The organism is Novosphingobium sp. YAF33 (assembly GCF_052113265.1).
Taxonomy (GTDB): Bacteria; Pseudomonadota; Alphaproteobacteria; order Sphingomonadales; family Sphingomonadaceae; genus Novosphingobium.
In genome coordinates, this window is the sequence record NZ_JBFRCW010000011.1 from 92,790 (window position 1) to 109,596 (window position 16,807).

Below are 16,807 nucleotides of genomic sequence, written 5' to 3' on the forward strand. Positions count from 1 at the left end.
ACTGGTGGCGACGTCTTCCATGGGCGGTCCGGCAGAGATCTGGCAGCACATCGTCAACGACTTCTCGAACCTGGGGACGCCGGCCGCTTTTTCGGCGTTCCTCCAGGTCCTGATGATCGACGTGGTGCTGGCGGGCGACAACGCCATTGTCGTGGGTGCCCTGGCCGCCGGTCTCCCGGCCGACCAGCGCAAGAAGGTCATCGCCCTGGGCGTGATCGCCGCGCTGGTCATGCGCATCGGCTTCGCGCTGATCGTCACCTGGCTGCTCGGCATCGTCGGGCTGGTGTTCGCGGGTGGATTGCTGCTGCTGTGGGTGGCGTGGAAGATGTACCGCGAGATTCACGGCGGCAATCATCCCGGCTCGCCCGAGATCGAGGGTGACGAAAACTCCGGCGTGCGCCCTGCCAAGAGCTTTGCCGGAGCGGCCATCTCGGTTGCGGTGGCGGATATCTCGATGTCGATCGACAACGTGCTCGGCGTCGCCGGCGCGGCGCGCGATCATCCCGGCATCCTCATCGTGGGTCTCGTCTTCGCCGTGGCGCTCATGGGCGTGGCCGCGAACTTCATCGCCCGGTACATCGAGCGTTATCGCTGGATCGCCTGGGTGGGGCTGGCCGTCATCCTCTACGTGGCGGTGAAGATGATCTACGAGGGCTGGGTGGATCCGCAGCTCGGGATCGTGACCCTGATCTGATACGATCGAGCGTGAAACGGAAAAGGACCCGGAGGCTTCGGCCTTCCGGGTCCTTTTCCGTTCTGGGGCATTGAATGCGCCGCCCGGTTCCTTGCCACCTTGGGGTGATCGTCGAGAAACCTGCGGAAGGGTTGGGCTTTGTGTGCCCAGGATCGGCCGTGGAGCCTTGTCAGGGCACCAGGATGGTGGAACCGGTGGTTGCCCTCGATTCCAGCGCGCGATGCGCTTCTGCGGCCTCTTCCAGGCCGAACGTCTGCCCGATGTTCGGCTTCAGGATTCCTTTGGCGATGCGGTCGAACAGCTTCTTCGCGCTGATCGCCAGCTGTTCCGGCGTGGCGACGTAATCGGCCAGAGTCGGGCGCGTGAGATAGATCGATCCGGCTTTCATCAGCTCCAGCGGCGCAATCGGGGGTACCGGGCCCGAGGCATTGCCGTAAGTCACCATGAAGCCGCGTTTGCGCAGTGACGCGAGCGAGGCCGTCCACGATGCCGCGCCGACGCCGTCATAAACGACATGGCACATCTCGCCCCGGGTGATGTCCCGTACGGCTTCCGGCAGTTCCGCGAAGGGGCAGTGGAGCACATGATCGCCCGGCACTTGCGCAGCCTTCTCGGCGCTGCCGGTGTGGGCGATGACGGTCACGCCGCGGTCGAGCAGCCAGGGGACCAGCAGCGAACCGACTCCGCCCGCCGCGGAATGCACCAGGGCGACGTGGCCCTTGTCGGCCGGGAAAGTGTCCTCTGCCAGATAGCAGGCGGTCAGGCCCTTGAGCATGACGGCGGCCGCGATCTCGGGGGCGATCGCCTCGGGGATGCGCATCGCCTGCGCGGCCTTGATCAGGCGGTGGCTGGCATAAGCACCGCCGGCATGAGTCGTGCCCACGCGTTCGCCGATGGAGAATTCCGAAACGCCATCACCCAGCGCGACGATCCGGCCGACGCTTTCGGAGCCCAGCTTGATCGGCAGCGGATCGGCGTAGAGACCTTTGCGGTAGTACGTATCGATGAAGTTGAGCCCCACCGCCTCGGTTTCGATCAGCACTTCGCCGGGGCCGGGGGAGGGAACGTCGAAATCTTCCCGCTCGATCACTTCGGGGCCGCCGTGCGTGCGGGCGATCATCCTGTATCCGGTGGTCATGTCGTCTGGTCCTTGAAGATGGCGATCAGAAGATTCTTCTGAACGTGTCCGCGCGCGAGACGCGCCAGGCGCGGGCATATGGGGTGGATTCGGGGTCGGCGAGCAGTTCGCCCGGCTTGAGGAAGCGGTAGACCTCATCGAGCGGCCCCGCCTTGGCGCTGTCTATGCGCTGGTACATGTCGTGCTGGCTGAGGCCCCAGGGGTCGTCGTAGCCCATGGCCACCACGATCTCGCGCAGGGAATTCAGGGTCTCGCTCTGGAAACGCATGACTCGCTCTGCCTTGTCCTCGACGACGAGGCCGCGCTGGCGCCAGGCAACCTGGGTGGCCACACCGGTCGGGCATTCGCCGGTGTGGCACTTCATCGACTGAACGCAGCCCAGCGAGAACATGAATGCCCGCGCGGCATTGCACCAGTCCGCGCCGAGGGCAAAGGCGCGGGCCATGCCGGCGCCGGAGTGAATCTTCCCCGAGGCGCCGAGCCGCACCCGGTGCTTGAGGTTCGCGCCGACCAGGGCGTTGCGCATCAGGGTCAGGCCTTCGCGCATCGGCATGCCGACATTGTCGGTCAATTCCTGCGGGGCTGCACCCGTGCCGCCCTCGGCCCCGTCGACGACGATGAAATCCGGGGTGATGCCGGTTTCCAGCATCGCCTTGATAAGCGCCATGACTTCATGGGGCTGCCCCACGCACAGCTTCATGCCCGCGGGCTTGCCGCCGGACAGTTCGCGCAGCTGCTCCAGCCACTGAAGCAATTCGATCGGGGTGGAGAAGGCCGAATGGGCGGCGGGAGAAAGGCAGTCCTCTCCGACTTCGACCTTGCGGGCCTCGGCAATTTCGGGCGTGACCTTGGGTCCGGGAAGTACGCCGCCGTGGCCGGGCTTGGCGCCCTGACTCAGCTTGATCTCCACCATCTTGACCTGATCGTCCTGCGCCTGCCGCGCGAAGAGTTCGGGATCGAAGCTGCCGTCCTTGTGGCGACAGCCGAAATACCCGCTGCCGAGTTCCCAGATCAGGTCACCGCCATAAGTCCGATGGTAGCGGCTGATCGAACCTTCGCCGGTGTCATGTGCGAAACCGCCCATGGCCGCGCCCTTGTTCAGGGCTTCTATGGCATTGGCCGAAAGCGAGCCGAAGCTCATGGCGGAAATGTTGAGCAGGGCGCTTTCGTAGGGCTTGGCGCACTGGTCTCCACCGATTTTCACGCGCCAGGATTCAGGGGCCTTTTCGTTGGGAGCGATGGAGTGGCCGAGCCATTCGTATTCTTCCGAATAGACATCGAGTTCCGTGCCCATCGGGTGAGACGAGACATCGCCCTTGGCACGGGCATAGACCAGACCGCGCTCCTCGATGGTGAAGGGCCGGCCTTCGCGGTCGCCTTCCACCAGATAGGCGCGTAAGTAAGGGCGCAAGTCTTCGAAGAGCCATCGGACCCGCGCGATCAGCGGGTAGTTCCGCCGCAAGGCATGCCGGTTCTGCAGGAAGTCCCAGACGGTCAACAGCAGGACCGGCACCATCAGGATCAGCGCCCAGCGCCACGATGGAACCAGCCAGCAGGCGGCCGTGAGGATCACGACCGCAAGCGGCACGGCGTAGCGCGGGGCAACCGTCATCGGCTTAGCCGACATGCTCCGCGAAGAACGCCTCGGTTCGGCCGTCCGCCAGTTCCGCGCCGGCCTCGTCGCGGCGTGCACCGATCTCGGCGGCGAACCCATGGTCGAGGCCTTCGTAGTCCCACAAGGTGACGCGGGGATGGTCGTCGAGACCGTCGTGGATGGCCTTCTGCGCGGCCGCGTCCACGAAATGGTCGGCCACCGGGATGTGCAGCATGAGCGGGCGGGCGATGGCGTGCTTTTCGCCCAGCATCTGGTCGATCATCACACCGTAGTAGCCCACCGAAGCATCGATGTCGGTGCGCGCCGCCACCATGTAGGCGATACGGCCGCCCATGCAGAATCCGACGAGGCCGACTTTCGGCACGCCCTCCTCGCGGCGGATCCAGTGGATCACCGCTTCGATGTCGCGAATGCCAAAATCGAAATCGTGCGCAGACATGTGGCCGATGGCCTGCTTGAATTCTTCCTCGACATAGGGGCTGAGTTCGATGCCGGGCTTCTGGCGCCAGAAGCTGTCGGGCGCGACGGCGAGGTAGCCCTTGGCGGCCCAGCCATCGGCCTTGCGGCGAATACCGGCATCCACGCCGAAGATCTCCTGCTGGACGATGATGGCGCCGCGCGGGGTGCCTTCGGGGCGGGCGACATAGGCCGGGATCATGCCGTCACCGTCGAGAGTCGGGATTTCGATATTGGTCATGGGTGTCTCCTGCGGAAGAGGGGCCTGGCAGCCTTTTGGCCCGGTCAGACGTTGCCGGGAGGTTAGGCACGAGCGATGGACTTTGCCAACGCCATGTGTCAGGCAGGATGCAGAAATTCCAGATGGGAGGCCGTGATGAAGGTCAATGTCGAGGTCGAATGCTCGCCTGAAGAGGCAAGGCGGTTCCTCGGTCTGCCTGACGTCACCAAGGCGAACGACGTCTATGTCGATGCGCTGGCCAAGGCGATGCAGGGCGTCGGCAATTTCGACCAGCTTCAGGAGCTGACCAAGCAGGTCGCCCCCATGGGCCAATACGGTCTCAAGCTGTTCCAGCAATTGATGGAAAGCGGCGCGGCCATGGCCATGAGCAGCGCCACCGGCGGCACCAAGCCCAAGAAGACCGACTGAGCGTTCGCAGCCGACGGCGCGCATGATGCTGGGCGGGGTTCACCTCTCGCCCGCGCTCCTGTAGCGCGTTGCTCATGCCTCAAGACATTCAAGACACGATCTTCGCGCTCTCCAGCGGCGCGCCACCGGCTGCCATCGGCGTCGTCCGCATCAGCGGGCCGCGCGCCGGAGCGGCACTGGAAGCCTTGAGCGGATCGCTGCCGCAGCCCCGCCGTGCCAGCTATCGTCCCTTGCGCGACGGGGCCGGGGCGGTTCTCGACCAGGCGCTCGTTCTCTGGTTTCCGGGGCCTCGCACGGCAACGGGAGAGGATCTGGCCGAACTCCATCTGCATGGGGGAAGGGCCGTGGTTTCGGCCGTGGAGACGGCTCTTGCGGAAATTCCCGGCTTGCGCCGTGCCGTGCCGGGCGAATTCACGCGGCGTGCATTTGCCAATGGCCGGATCGATCTCGCCGAAGCGGAAGGGCTGGCCGATCTGCTTTCGGCGGAGACCGAACTGCAGCGCCGTTCCGCGCTCGCCATGGCCGGCGGCGCTTTCTCGCGGCAGGTGGAGCTATGGCGTGACGATGTGCTCAGGGCATCGGCTTCCGTAGAAGCCGTGCTCGACTTTGGCGACGAAGACGACGTGTCCGATCTGCCGGCCGACTTCATCCAGCGCCTCGAAGGTCTCCGCGGCGAACTTCTGGCATGGATGTCCCGGCCGCGCGCGGAAGCGCTGCGTGAAGGCTTTCGCGTCGTCCTGGCCGGACCGCCCAATGCGGGGAAGAGCACGCTCTTCAATGCATTGGTGGAAGACGAAGCCGCCATCACCTCGCCGCTGGCCGGAACGACGCGTGATGTCCTGACCCGCGCCGTGTCCCTCGGCGGCATACCGTTCCTGTTCGGCGACACCGCAGGTCTTCGCGATGAGACCGGCGACGAGATCGAGGCCATCGGCATTTCGCGCGCTCTTGCAGCGTTGGACAAAGCCGATCTCGTGCTCTGGCTCGGTCCGGAAGGGGAGGCCCCTGAAGCGGCTTGGGAGATCGCGGCGCAAGCGGACTTGTTCCACGTGGAACAGAAGCAGGCACCGCGCCACCGGGTGTCCGCAGTGACAGGTGAGGGGCTGGAAGCGCTGCGGCACGACCTGGTGGCGACCGCTTCCGTTTCCATGCCGAAGCCGGGTGAGGCAGCGCTCAACCGGCGGCAGCATGCTCTGGTGGCCGAAGCGGAGCGGGCCTTGGCCATGGCGGTCCTTGAGCGCGATCCTTTGCTGGTTGCAGAGTCGCTGCGGCTGGCGCGCGTTGCCTTCGACACCCTGATAGGGCGCGCCACCACCGAAGACATGCTCGACGCGCTGTTCGGCCGCTTCTGCATCGGCAAATAGCGATGTTCCACGTGAAACACTTTCAACGACTTTGACGGGACTCGTCGCTTCGGGTAAGCGCATCGTCCATGCATTCCTTTGATGTGATCGTGATCGGCGGCGGCCATGCCGGCTGCGAGGCGGCGGCGGTTGCCGCGCGTATGGGCGCGCGTGTCGCTCTGGTGAGCTTCGATCTCGATGCGGTGGGGGCCATGAGCTGCAACCCTGCCATCGGCGGGTTGGGCAAGGGGCACCTCGTGCGCGAGGTCGATGCCTTCGATGGCCTCATCGCGCGCGCTGCCGATGCGGCTGCCATCCATTACCGCATGCTCAACCGCTCGAAAGGCAGCGCGGTTCAGGGCCCACGGGTCCAGGCCGATCGCAAGCTGTTTCGGGCGGCTATCCATGACCTGCTGCAGCAGCAGGGCGACCTCACCCTGATCGGCGGCGAGGCAGCGGCGCTCGTTATCGAACAGGGCAGGGTGGTCGGCATCGAGCTGGGTGACGGCACGAAGGTTGCCGCGCGTGCCGTGATTCTCTGCACGGGTACTTTCCTTGGCGGCACCTTGTTCCGGGGCGAAGAGCGGCTCACCGGCGGTCGCATCGGCGAGTCTTCCGCGCAGCGCCTGGCAGCACAGATGCGCGACGCCGCCTTGCCGATGGCGCGACTCAAGACGGGAACACCGCCGCGTCTCGATGGCCGCACCATCGACTGGGGCCGGCTCGACGAGCAGCCTTCCGATGGCGAGGACTGGACGATGTCGGCCATGGCCCCCAAGGACGGCGCGGCGCGGCGACGCAAGGTTCCGCAAGTCTTCTGCGCCATCACGCGGACAAACCCGCGCACCCATGACGTGATCCGCGAGAACCTCCACCGCTCCCCGCTGTTCACCGGCGCGATCGGTGCTTCCGGTCCGCGCTACTGCCCCTCGATCGAGGACAAGATTCACCGCTTCGCCGATCGCGACGGCCATCAGATATTCCTGGAGCCGGAAGGTCTCGATAACCCGCTGGTCTATCCGAACGGCGTGAGCACCTCGCTTCCGGCGGATGTGCAGCTTGCAATGCTGCGCACCATGGAAGGCCTGGAGCGGGTGGAGATGGTCGTTCCCGGCTACGCCGTTGAGTACGACCACATCGACCCCCGTGCGCTCCGCACGAGTCTGGAACAGCGTGACATGCCGGGGCTCTACTGCGCCGGCCAGATCAATGGCACGACCGGCTACGAGGAAGCCGCTGCGCAAGGTCTTGTCGCCGGGATGCATGCCGCTGCGGATGTGCTTGGACGCGAGATCCCGGCGCTGGACCGGGCCAACAGCTACATGGCGGTGATGATCGACGATCTCACCCTTCACGGCGTGAGCGAGCCTTATCGCATGCTCACGGCGCGGGCCGAGTATCGCCTCCGTCTTCGCGCGAACAATGCCTCGACACGGCTGACTCCGCTGGCCATCCAGATCGGTGCAGCCGGCCCGGAGCGCAAGGCATGGTTCGAACGGCGGCTTGAGGATCGGGCCAAAGTGGACACGGCATTCGGCATCGAAGTGACCGGGCATGAACTGGCGCAGGCCGGTCTCCCGGTGCGTGCGGATGTCGGACGGCTTCCCATTCGCGAGTGGCTGCGGTTCGGCGGAGTCGATGTGGCTGGCCTTGCCCCCTGGCTTGATCCGGCCCTGCTGGAAGACTCTGACTTGATCGAGGAGATGGTGGAGGACGCGGCTTACGCGCCGTACCTCGAACGGCAGGAACGCGAGCTACGTGACCTTCGGGCCAGCGAGGGCCTGACGTTGCCCGATGATTTTCCATATGCCGACATTCCCGGCCTCTCGCGAGAGATGGTCGAGAGGTTGAGCAAGGCCAGGCCAGCGAGTCTCGCAGCGGCCGGGCGGATCCCCGGAATCACTCCGGCAGCGCTGGCGGCGCTGCTGGTCCATGCCCGCAGGGAGGCGGCATGATCACGACGGAAGACGAAGCACGCGAATGGCTGCGGAAACTGCCCGAATGCGACGAGGACGCCTGGGTTCGCCTGGAGACCTTGATCGCCATGCTGGTCGAGGAGAACCGCCAGCAGAACCTCGTTTCCGCTGCGAGTCTGGAGCAGGTCTGGCTGCGGCATATCGTAGATAGCGCGCAGCTTCTTCCCTATGTTTCACGTGAAACATCTTCCCCCTGGATCGACCTTGGTACCGGCGCCGGTTTCCCCGGCCTCGTCATCGCGGCGCTGAGGCCCGAGTGCGAAGTGGTCATGGTCGAATCGCGCACGCGGCGAGTCGAGTGGCTCGATCGGGCGCGCGTGGCCATGGGACTGGATAATGCGCGTATCGCCGGGCAACGTCTCGAACTCGTCGAGAGCTTCCCCGCAAGCGTGATTTCCGCGCGCGCTTTTGCGCCTCTTGAAAAACTTCTGACAATTTCCGCACGTTTTTCCACAAGCGACACGGTTTGGCTGTTGCCCAAAGGGCGGTCGGCAAAGCAAGAACTGGAAGACCTTCGCAAGTGGCGGCACATGTTCCACGTGGAACAGTCCCTGACGGACCCGCATGCAGGCATCATTGTCGGTAAGCTGGCCGACAGGAAGGGTATGACCAAGTGATCCGTATCGCTATCGCCAACCAGAAGGGCGGGGTTGGAAAGACCACGACCGCGATCAACGTCGCGACCGCGCTTGCTGCGACTGGCTGGAATACCCTGCTGATCGACCTCGATCCGCAAGGCAATGCCTCGACGGGAATCGGCGTTTCGGCCTCCGATCGGGAACGCACATCCTACGAAGTGCTGGTCGACCGCGCACGGGTAGCCGATTGCGTCATGCCCACCAGCATTCCCGGTCTCGATCTGCTGGCAGCCACCGTCGATCTTTCCGGCGCCGAAGTGGAACTGGTGAACGCGGACGACCGCGCCAACCGTCTCCGTTCGGCGCTGCGGGTCGACCTGGGTTACGACGTCTGCCTGATCGACTGCCCGCCTTCGCTGGGCCTGCTGACGCTCAATGCGCTCACCGCGGCCGATACCCTGCTGGTGCCGCTTCAGTGCGAGTTCTTCGCGCTGGAAGGACTTAGCCAGCTGCTCCAGACGGTGGAGCGGGTGCAGCAGCGGTTCAATCCGGATCTTGGCATTATCGGCATTGCGCTGACCATGTTCGATCGGCGCAACCGCCTGACCGATCAGGTCTCCGAAGACGTCCGCTCGTGCCTGGGCCAGCTCGTTTTCGAGACCACCATTCCGCGCAATGTGCGCCTTTCCGAAGCGCCCAGTCACGGCGTGCCCGCCTTGATCTACGATCATGCCTGCGCCGGCAGCCGCGCCTACATGGCCCTGGCGCGCGAACTTATCACCCGACTGCCCGAGAAGAGGAAAGCGGCATGAACGACGAATCGATCGTCCGCCTCAGCATACCCCCCGTCAAGGATCCGACCGCTCAGGAATCGGCCGCGCCCGGACCCTCGGCCTCTGCCTCGAAGGCGAAACCGAAGGGCCTTGGACGAGGTCTGGGTGCCCTGCTGGGCGAGACCCGGCGCGAGGAACCTCTGGCCGCTTCCGGCCTGTCGGAAGGTCGTAGCGGTTTACCGCGGGCAGGGGGGCTTGCCGTCCTGGCCATCGCCGACATCACCCCGCACCCGGATCAGCCCCGTCGGATTTTCGACGAGGAGGCGCTGGAAGAGCTGGCAGCTTCGATCGCCCATCGCGGTGTGATTCAGCCGATCATCGTGCGGCCGATGGACAACGGCCGGTACCAGCTGGTCGCGGGCGAGCGTCGTTGGCGCGCGGCGCAGAAGGCGCAGCTCCACGAGATTCCTGCACTGGTGCGGGAACTTACCGAGCGCGAGGTCATGGCACTGGCCCTGATCGAGAACCTGCAGCGCGAAGACCTCAACCCCATCGAGGAAGCGCGGGCCTATAACCGCCTGGCGGAATTCGAGGGCATGACTCAGGCCGAGATCGCCCGCATGGTCGACAAGAGCCGCAGCCATGTCGCCAACTTCCAGCGCCTGCTCGCGCTGCCGGACGGCGTGATCTCGATGGTCGAGAAGGGCAGCCTGTCCATGGGCCATGCCCGTGCGCTCATCGGTTGCGATGATGCCGAGGAGATCGCCGACGCCGCGATCACCAAGCAGATGTCAGTGCGTGAGATCGAGAAGCTGGTTCGCAAGAAGGCGCGCGGAGACGTTGCTCCGCGCCGGGCGCGCACTGCTCGCAACCCGCATGAGGATGCCGACATCGTCGCGGTGCAGAGCCACCTTGAGGAGTTTCTGGGGTTGCCGGTGAAGATCAACGCCGATGCCGATCCCAAGTCAGGCACGGTGACGATCCGCTATGCCACGCTCGACCAGCTCGACCTGATCTGCCAGCGCCTCACTGGCGGATCTATCTGAGCGGCCGGCTTTTTGGAAAGATTGGGCGGCGCCTGAACCTCGGTTCGGGCGCCGCTTTTCTTTGGCCTATTGCGCTTCGTAGACCTCGCCGGAAGCCTCGGCTGCGGCGGGATTGCGGCGCGGGATCGTTCGGCGGGCGGGGCGAACGCCGGCTTCCTCGGCATAAGCGATAGGTTCGCCGCGTCCGTCGATGGCCTGGATTACGGGGATCGATACCATCCGCATCGACTGGGCTGGATAGACGTAAGCATAGCCGGGAGCCGCATAGCCATAGACCGGTACCGCGACTTGGCCCTGCCGATAGCGGGCGAGATAGTCGTCGAGATACGCTTCGCACTCGCCGCTAGCGCCCTGGTTTTCGCGGTAGGTTCCCGAGCGGGGCCGGCGGCTTGCTGCGACCTTGCCATGGCAATCGGCCAGCCAGGCATCGCGCTGGGCGGGATCGAATTCGTAGCGAATCGCCTGGGTGCTGGCGGAAGAGCCCTGCGGCGTGCCCCGAAGATAATCCGCGCCGGCCTGGTCGTCGGCGGCAAAGGCTACCGAAGTGCTGGAAAGCAGGGCAAGGGCGAGACTCGCGGTGCTGAGGGTCTTACGCATTCGCTGGGCCTTTTCACGGGATCATGGGCATTAGCCGCGTCTGTTAACGGACTGTTTAGCACCATGAGCCGCGAAAGGCCAAGCTTCCCGCTCTCGCCGGCCAGTCCCGGCGTGAGACGGCAGGAGAAAGTCCCGTCGAGAGACGGCAGGAATCAGATCGAAGATGCGATGATGGCCGCGAGCGCCTCGATGCCTTCGGCATCCTCGCGGTCGAAGCGATTGGCAATCGGGCTGTCGAGGTCGATCACCGCCACGACTTTGCCGTCGCGAATGACTGGGACCACCAGCTCGGAGCGGCTGTCGGCATCGCAGGCGATATGGCCGGGGAAAGCATGGACATCGGGAACGACTTGAGTCTCGCCGCTGGCCGCCGCCGTACCGCAGACGCCTCGGCCCAAGGGGATGCGGATGCAGGCGGGCTTGCCCACGAAGGGACCGAGCACCAGCTCGTCCTCGATATTGCGATAGAATCCCGCCCAGTTCAGCTCGGGCAGGAACTGCCAAATCAGCGCCGCAACGTTGGCCATGTTGGCCACGCCGTCCGGTTCGCCGTCCACCAGGGCCTTGGCGGCCGAGGTAAGGTCTGCATAGAGTTCGGGCTTGGGCTGATCGCCCCGGGGAGCAAAGTCGTACATGACCCTTCCGTTACTCCAAGTCCCTGTTGCCGCATAGGCGGGACCGGCTTATTTCAGGGGCATGCGCTCCATTCTCACGAAAGTCGCCCTGGCCCTCGTCGTGGTCATTCTCGCCGTCGTCGGCGTGATCGCCTGGTCCCAGTACTCCAACACATCCGATCTCCCGTTCGACGACACGGTGGGCAAGGATCCGAAGCTGGTCGAGCCGGACCCGCAATGGATTCCCAGCGTCAAGCTGCTGGAGCCCGTGGGCTGGGCTGCCAACGAGGCACCCAAGGCAGGGCAGGGGCTGGCGGTGGCCCGCTTCGCCGAAGGTCTCGACCAYCCCCGCACCATGCTCACTCTGCCCAATGGCGACGTGCTGGTAGCGGAAACCAATGCGCCTGCCGGCAACAAGCCCAAGGGCGTGACCGGCATGGTGATGGGCTGGATGTTCAACAAGGTGGGCGCCGGTGAGGCCTCGCCCGACAAGATCGTGCTGCTGCGCGATGCGGACGGCGATGGCAAAGCGGAACAGCGTTTCGATTTCCGTGCCGCCGACATGCATTCGCCCTCGGGCATGGCCTACCAGAACGGCAAACTCTACATCGCCAATCACGACAAGGTTCTTGAATTCGCCTTCCAGCCCGGCGCCACCAAGCTGGACGGCAAGCCGCTGCGCACGATGATGGACCTGCCGCCGGCCGGAAACCACTGGATGCGCAACCTGCTGCTCAGCCAGGACGGCAAGCATCTCTACGTCACGGTCGGTTCGGCCAGCAATATCGCCGATGATGGCATGGAAGCGGAAACGGGCCGCGCAGCGATCTGGGAGATCGACATCGACACCGCCCGCCGCCGCCAGTTCGCGGCCGGCATGCGCAATCCCAACGGCCTGGGCTGGAATCCATCTACCGGAGAGCTGTGGGCGACCGTGCAGGAGCGCGACATGCTCGGCCCGGACCTCGTGCCCGATTATCTGACCAACGTGCCGGTGGGTGCGCAGTATGGCTGGCCCTGGGTCTACTGGAAGACGACGTTCGACGAACGCGTGCAGTGGCCGATGCAGACTTACATGCTCGAATATACCCGCAAGCCGGAATACGCGATGGGCGCGCACGCCAGCGTGCTCGGTATGGTCTTCGCAGGCGGCGGAAACCGCATGGGCAGCAAGTTTGCCAACGGCGCCTTCGTCGCTCGCCATGGTTCCTGGAATCGCCGTCCGGCGGTGGGCTACGACGTGGTCTTCGTGCCCTTCGATGCCAATGGCAATCCGCAGGATGTGAAGCCGATCCCCGTGCTCTCGGGCTTCCTGAAGGACGCCTCGCATACGCGCGGCCGCCCCACCTGGCTGGCCTTTGACAAGACCGGCAGTCTGCTCGTCACGGACGATACCGCAGGCGTGGTCTGGCGGGTGCAGGCGCCCGGCGCGGCGCCTTCGGCAGCGATCAAGGCGGTGGAGACCGAACACATGAAGCCGCTGGAAGAGATCAAGGATCCCACCGTTCCCGGCGCTACCGGCAACCTCGAAGCCGGGTTCACCAAAGGACCGGACAAAATGCTGCCTGCGGGCCACTGACAAGGAAAAGGGGACCTTCGGGTCCCCTTTTTTGTAGATCGGTATGTGAGGCCGGAGCCAGGGCCTGAGAGCTGCTATTCCGGCACCCGGATGCTGTCCGCGCGGGGGCCGCCCGGACTCCTTGCTCAGACGATCTTGCCGGCCCGGCCGGCGACTTCGGTTACATACTGCCAGGCCACGCGGCCCGAACGGGCGCCACGGCGTCGCGACCATTCCAGCGCGTCATGCTCGTCGAAGGCCAGCCCGAACTGTTCGGTATAGCCGGCGATGATCGCGAGGTAGGAGGGCTGGTCGCAGTTATGGAAGCCGATCGAGAGTCCGAAGCGATCGGCCAGAGCGAGCCGGTCGTCCACGACGTCGCGCGTGTTGATCGGGTCATCCTGCTCCGACATCGAGCGTGAGACGATCGCGCGGCGGTTGGCGGTGACGGCAAGACGGACATTGTTCGGCCGGGCTTCCACCCCGCCTTCCAGCCAGGAGCGCAGCAGGCGCGGGCCGGCGCCATCATGCTCCTCGAAGCCGAGATCGTCGATGAAGACGAGGAACTGGCGGTCCACTTTCCCCAGCAGGGCGAAGAGAGCGGACACCCCGTGCAGGGCCTCCTGCGCCACCTGCACCAGCGCGATGCGGCCGGGATGGGCCGCCTGGGCAGCGCGGATGGCGGCGCGCATCACCGCGGACTTGCCCATCCCGCGCGAGCCCCAGAGCAGCATGTCGTGCGCGGCATAGCCGGCGGCGAGGCGCTCGACATTGCCGACCACGCGCTCCTTCTGGGAATCGATGCCCCGCAGAAGTTCGAGCGGCGGCGCGAGCAGTTCGGGAACGCCGCGCGCTTCCGCCCCGGTCCAGACATAGGCGGGATGGGCCAGCCAGTCGACCTGCGCGGCGGCGGGCGGTGCCAGGCGTTCAAGGGCTTCGGCAATGCGGCTGAGGACTTCGATCTGGTCGGTCATGCTGTCAGTTCTTCGCTCGTCAGTTCGTAGAGAAGGCTCGCACCCTTCTGGGCTTGGGCGAGGTAGCCCATGGCTTCGGGCACCAGATGCTCGATAAAGTATCGCGCGACCACCTTTTTCCGCTTGGCAAAGGCATTGGACAGGCCTGCGGAGGGCAGGGCGTCAGCCTGGCGGTGAAGCTGCCAGGCGGCCACGGCGATGGCGCAGCCGGCCAGGAAGGGTACGCTGGCGCCGAGTCGGTTATCGAGGGACCGGCTATCGGGGCGCTCGTCTCCTTGGGGTGCGCCGATGAGATGTTCTGCCGTCTGGCGGCAGCATTCGGCAAGTTCCTGTAGCGAGAGGCAGTCGCCTCCCGTGGCATAGGCCTGGATCTCCTCCATCAGCGAGAACAGGACCTGGCCGCCTTCGAGAGCGAGTTTTCGAGTCACGAGGTCTGCGGCCTGGATGCCGTTGGTGCCTTCGTAGATCGGGGCGATGCGGGCGTCCCGGTAGTGCTGGGCGGCGCCGGTCTCCTCGATGAAGCCCATGCCGCCGTGGACCTGCACGCCGATGCTGGCGACCTCGACGCCCATGTCGGTGCACCAGGCCTTGACCATCGGCACCAGCAGCTCCGCACGTAACCGCGCGGCTTTGTCATCCAGGGACCCGCGATCGAGCTGGCCGGCCGCATAGTAGAGCAGGGCGCGGCCGCCTTCGGTAAGCGCCCGCATCCGCAGGAGCATGCGGCGGACGTCCGGGTGCTCGACGATGGCGACGGGCTGCTTGTCGGCCGATCCGGCGCGGGCGGACTGAATGCGATCCGTGGCGTAGGCCATCGCCTGCTGCATGGCGCGTTCCGCGATCTGGACGCCTTGAGCGCCGACGTTGACCCGAGCGTTGTTCATCATCGTGAACATGCAGCGAAGGCCCTCGTTCTCGCGGCCGATCAGTTCGCCGATGCACTCGCCGTTGTCGCCGTAACTCATCACGCATGTGGGCGAGGCATGGATGCCGAGCTTGTGCTCGATGCTGACGACCTTCAGGTCGTTTCTGGCACCGAGCGAGCCGTCATGTTCCACGTGGAACTTCGGCACGATGAAGAGCGAGATACCGCGCGACCCGGCCGGCGCGCCGGGCGTGCGGGCCAGAACGAGGTGGACGATGTTCCCGGCCAGATCGTGCTCGCCCCAGGTGATGAAGATCTTCTGTCCGGCGATGCGATACTTGCCCTTATGCGGGCCTTCCGCGATGGGCGTGGCGGTGGTTCTCAGGGCGCCGACGTCGGATCCGGCCTGCGGTTCGGTGAGGTTCATCGTCGCCGACCATTCTCCGCTGACGACATGCGGCAGGTACATGGCCTGCTGGGCTTCGGTGCCGTGATGAATCACCGCTTCGATCGCGCCAAGGGTCAGCATCGGCAGAAGCGAGAAGCCCATGTTGGCACTGCCGAGGCACTCCATCGCGGCTATCGCCAAGGAGAGAGGCAGGCCCTGTCCGCCGAATTCTTCCGGCGCGGCGATGGCGTTCCATCCGGCATCCACGAAAGCGCGATAGGCCTGCGCAAAGCCGTCAGGCAGCACGACCCTGCCATCGGAGAGGCGCGCGCCCTCGGTGTTGCCCTTGCGGTTGAGCGGGGCCCATTCGCCGGCGGCAAAGGCGCCCGCGCCCTCCACGATGGCTTCGACAAGGTCGGGACTGGCCGCGGAGAAGCGCTCATGCGCCGCGAGTTCGTCCAGCCCGGCATTGACCCGCAAGGCCAGGATCTGGTCGGTGCTGGGGGGCGTGTAGGTCATTCGGAAGCATCCTCTGCGCGGTTTTTCTTGGCTTTCGGGGGCGTGGGCTATAGCGGCGGAGTATGGAGCGCAACCTTCGACCCGAACTTCTGGCGGCCGGCGTGGCCGGTGTCGCGCGCGCCGCCGAGCTGCTGCGCGTTGGTGGACTGGTCGCCGTTCCCACCGAGACGGTTTATGGCCTCATGGCCCGTGCCGACCGGGATGCCTCGGTGGCGGCGATCTATCGCGCCAAGGGTCGCCCCAGCTTCAACCCGCTGATCGTCCATGTCGCGGATCTTGCTGCGGCGCACCGCCTAGCAGTTCTCGATGCGCGCGCGGAGAAGCTTGCCGCTGCTTTCTGGCCGGGCGCCCTCACTCTGGTGCTGCCCTTGCGCGAAGGTGCGGAGGTTGCCCCCGCCGTCACCGCAGGGCTGCCGACGGTGGCGCTGCGCTGCCCGGCGCATCCCCTGATGCGGGCTGTCCTTGCCGAATCCGGGCTGGCGCTCGCGGGCCCTTCCGCGAACCGAAGCGGCGGCGTGAGTCCGACGCGCGCGGAGCATGTGGTTGCCTCGCTGGGTGCCAATGTGGATGCGGTGCTGGATGGCGGGGCCTGTGAGGCCGGTGTGGAATCGACCATCATTGCGCTGCGCGATGACGGGCGTTGGCAGGTCTTGAGGCCGGGTCCGATTCCGCAGGAGGCCATACGCGCGATTCTCGGCACCGAATGCGACGCCGTGACGTCACAGGAGATCGAGGCCCCGGGGCAGCTCGCCAGTCACTATGCGCCGGGCAAGCCGGTGCGGCTGAATGCCGAGACCGCGGCGGAGGACGAATTCCATATCGGCTTCGGCAATGTCGCCGGCGATGCAAGCCTTTCGGCCTCGGGCGATGTGATCGAGGCGGCCTCGCGGCTCTATGCCTTGCTGCATGAGGGCGCGGCCGCGAGTCAGCCGCGCATAGCCGTCGCGCCGATTCCGCAGGACGGTGTCGGCGCGGCGATCAACGATCGATTGAGCCGGGCCGCGGCCTGAGACACGTCATCGCG

The 16,807-nt window shown here is 65.6% G+C and carries 16 protein-coding genes; 9 read left to right on the top strand and 7 right to left on the bottom strand.

Going from position 1 to position 16,807, the window contains the following annotated elements; all coding sequences use genetic code 11:
* The first annotated feature begins 19 nt into the window (after window positions 1–19).
* Entirely contained in the window at window positions 20–694 is a 675-nt protein-coding gene (locus AB4Z00_RS20790; protein WP_132265254.1) for a TerC family protein, read from the top strand.
* Between the two features lie 169 nt (window positions 695–863).
* Here AB4Z00_RS20790 and AB4Z00_RS20795 read toward each other — a convergent pair whose 3' ends face one another.
* From AB4Z00_RS20795 to AB4Z00_RS20805, 3 genes are read right to left on the bottom strand one after another with little or no spacing between them, the layout of a single operon-like run.
* Window positions 864–1,832 carry a quinone oxidoreductase family protein gene (locus AB4Z00_RS20795; protein WP_442047052.1) on the bottom strand — a complete coding sequence of 323 codons (969 nt, stop codon included), beginning with the start codon at window positions 1,830–1,832 and terminating at the stop codon, window positions 864–866.
* A 25-nt stretch (window positions 1,833–1,857) separates the two neighbouring features.
* Complete coding sequence (locus tag AB4Z00_RS20800; RefSeq protein ID WP_442047083.1) at window positions 1,858–3,444, bottom strand: FMN-binding glutamate synthase family protein; 1,587 nt, start codon at window positions 3,442–3,444, stop codon at window positions 1,858–1,860.
* Between the two features lie 4 nt (window positions 3,445–3,448).
* Window positions 3,449–4,144, bottom strand: a complete 696-nt coding sequence (locus AB4Z00_RS20805; RefSeq protein ID WP_442047053.1) for a dienelactone hydrolase family protein — start codon at window positions 4,142–4,144, stop codon at window positions 3,449–3,451.
* 135 nt (window positions 4,145–4,279) lie between these two features.
* Here AB4Z00_RS20805 and AB4Z00_RS20810 point away from each other — a divergent pair, with 135 nt between their 5' ends.
* The 6 genes from AB4Z00_RS20810 to AB4Z00_RS20835 all read left to right on the top strand — a co-directional run bounded on the left by AB4Z00_RS20810 (window position 4,280) and on the right by AB4Z00_RS20835 (window position 10,268).
* Window positions 4,280–4,552, top strand: coding sequence for a DUF6489 family protein (locus tag AB4Z00_RS20810; RefSeq protein ID WP_442047054.1), 273 nt, complete (start codon window positions 4,280–4,282; stop codon window positions 4,550–4,552).
* A gap of 86 nt (window positions 4,553–4,638) precedes the next feature.
* Window positions 4,639–5,916, top strand: a complete 1,278-nt coding sequence (gene mnmE / locus AB4Z00_RS20815) for a tRNA uridine-5-carboxymethylaminomethyl(34) synthesis GTPase MnmE (protein WP_442047084.1) — start codon at window positions 4,639–4,641, stop codon at window positions 5,914–5,916.
* A 68-nt stretch (window positions 5,917–5,984) separates the two neighbouring features.
* A complete protein-coding gene (gene mnmG, locus AB4Z00_RS20820; protein ID WP_442047055.1) occupies window positions 5,985–7,850 on the top strand; it encodes a tRNA uridine-5-carboxymethylaminomethyl(34) synthesis enzyme MnmG in 1,866 nt (621 codons plus the stop codon).
* The gene (rsmG, locus tag AB4Z00_RS20825) at window positions 7,847–8,488 is read left to right on the top strand and encodes a 16S rRNA (guanine(527)-N(7))-methyltransferase RsmG (protein WP_134094824.1); all 642 of its coding nucleotides are present in this window, start codon (window positions 7,847–7,849) and stop codon (window positions 8,486–8,488) included. The genes mnmG and rsmG overlap by 4 nt, the downstream gene beginning before the upstream one ends.
* On the top strand, window positions 8,485–9,261 hold the full coding sequence (locus tag AB4Z00_RS20830) for a ParA family protein (protein ID WP_132264304.1): 777 nt from the start codon (window positions 8,485–8,487) through the stop codon (window positions 9,259–9,261). Before rsmG ends, AB4Z00_RS20830 begins: the two co-directional genes overlap by 4 nt.
* Window positions 9,258–10,268, top strand: a complete 1,011-nt coding sequence (locus AB4Z00_RS20835) for a ParB/RepB/Spo0J family partition protein (RefSeq protein WP_314467807.1) — start codon at window positions 9,258–9,260, stop codon at window positions 10,266–10,268. Before AB4Z00_RS20830 ends, AB4Z00_RS20835 begins: the two co-directional genes overlap by 4 nt.
* A gap of 66 nt (window positions 10,269–10,334) precedes the next feature.
* Here AB4Z00_RS20835 and AB4Z00_RS20840 read toward each other — a convergent pair whose 3' ends face one another.
* Complete coding sequence (locus AB4Z00_RS20840) at window positions 10,335–10,865, bottom strand: hypothetical protein (protein WP_442047056.1); 531 nt, start codon at window positions 10,863–10,865, stop codon at window positions 10,335–10,337.
* A 152-nt stretch (window positions 10,866–11,017) separates the two neighbouring features.
* Window positions 11,018–11,500: a GAF domain-containing protein gene (locus AB4Z00_RS20845; protein ID WP_442047057.1), complete on the bottom strand. Its 483-nt coding sequence runs from the start codon at window positions 11,498–11,500 to the stop codon at window positions 11,018–11,020.
* Window positions 11,501–11,561: 61 nt separating this feature from the next.
* Here AB4Z00_RS20845 and AB4Z00_RS20850 point away from each other — a divergent pair, with 61 nt between their 5' ends.
* Window positions 11,562–13,058, top strand: a complete 1,497-nt coding sequence (locus tag AB4Z00_RS20850) for a PQQ-dependent sugar dehydrogenase (protein ID WP_132264312.1) — start codon at window positions 11,562–11,564, stop codon at window positions 13,056–13,058.
* 125 nt (window positions 13,059–13,183) lie between these two features.
* On the opposite strand, the gene AB4Z00_RS20855 is transcribed toward AB4Z00_RS20850, so the two are convergent.
* Window positions 13,184–14,011 (bottom strand): DUF815 domain-containing protein, encoded by an 828-nt coding sequence (locus AB4Z00_RS20855; RefSeq protein ID WP_442047058.1) that lies wholly within the window; start codon window positions 14,009–14,011, stop codon window positions 13,184–13,186.
* A complete protein-coding gene (locus tag AB4Z00_RS20860) occupies window positions 14,008–15,783 on the bottom strand; it encodes an acyl-CoA dehydrogenase (RefSeq protein WP_442047059.1) in 1,776 nt (591 codons plus the stop codon). The genes AB4Z00_RS20855 and AB4Z00_RS20860 overlap by 4 nt, the downstream gene beginning before the upstream one ends.
* Window positions 15,784–15,845: 62 nt before the next feature.
* Between AB4Z00_RS20860 and AB4Z00_RS20865 the strand changes: the two genes are divergently transcribed.
* Window positions 15,846–16,793 carry an L-threonylcarbamoyladenylate synthase gene (locus AB4Z00_RS20865; protein WP_442047060.1) on the top strand — a complete coding sequence of 316 codons (948 nt, stop codon included), beginning with the start codon at window positions 15,846–15,848 and terminating at the stop codon, window positions 16,791–16,793.
* The last annotated feature ends 14 nt before the right edge of the window (window positions 16,794–16,807 follow it).

Excerpts from the sequence above, each read along its gene's own strand:
- AB4Z00_RS20790 (WP_132265254.1), top strand. The coding sequence starts at position 20 with ATGGGCGGTCCGGCAGAGATCTGGCAGCACATCGTCAACGACTTCTCG.
- AB4Z00_RS20795 (WP_442047052.1), bottom strand. The coding sequence starts at position 1,832 with ATGACCACCGGATACAGGATGATCGCCCGCACGCACGGCGGCCCCGAA.
- AB4Z00_RS20800 (WP_442047083.1), bottom strand. The coding sequence starts at position 3,444 with ATGACGGTTGCCCCGCGCTACGCCGTGCCGCTTGCGGTCGTGATCCTC.
- AB4Z00_RS20805 (WP_442047053.1), bottom strand. The coding sequence starts at position 4,144 with ATGACCAATATCGAAATCCCGACTCTCGACGGTGACGGCATGATCCCG.
- AB4Z00_RS20810 (WP_442047054.1), top strand. The coding sequence starts at position 4,280 with ATGAAGGTCAATGTCGAGGTCGAATGCTCGCCTGAAGAGGCAAGGCGG.
- mnmG (WP_442047055.1), top strand. The coding sequence starts at position 5,985 with ATGCATTCCTTTGATGTGATCGTGATCGGCGGCGGCCATGCCGGCTGC.
- rsmG (WP_134094824.1), top strand. The coding sequence starts at position 7,847 with ATGATCACGACGGAAGACGAAGCACGCGAATGGCTGCGGAAACTGCCC.
- AB4Z00_RS20835 (WP_314467807.1), top strand. The coding sequence starts at position 9,258 with ATGAACGACGAATCGATCGTCCGCCTCAGCATACCCCCCGTCAAGGAT.
- AB4Z00_RS20840 (WP_442047056.1), bottom strand. The coding sequence starts at position 10,865 with ATGCGTAAGACCCTCAGCACCGCGAGTCTCGCCCTTGCCCTGCTTTCC.
- AB4Z00_RS20845 (WP_442047057.1), bottom strand. The coding sequence starts at position 11,500 with ATGTACGACTTTGCTCCCCGGGGCGATCAGCCCAAGCCCGAACTCTAT.
- AB4Z00_RS20855 (WP_442047058.1), bottom strand. The coding sequence starts at position 14,011 with ATGACCGACCAGATCGAAGTCCTCAGCCGCATTGCCGAAGCCCTTGAA.
- AB4Z00_RS20860 (WP_442047059.1), bottom strand. The coding sequence starts at position 15,783 with ATGACCTACACGCCCCCCAGCACCGACCAGATCCTGGCCTTGCGGGTC.
- AB4Z00_RS20865 (WP_442047060.1), top strand. The coding sequence starts at position 15,846 with ATGGAGCGCAACCTTCGACCCGAACTTCTGGCGGCCGGCGTGGCCGGT.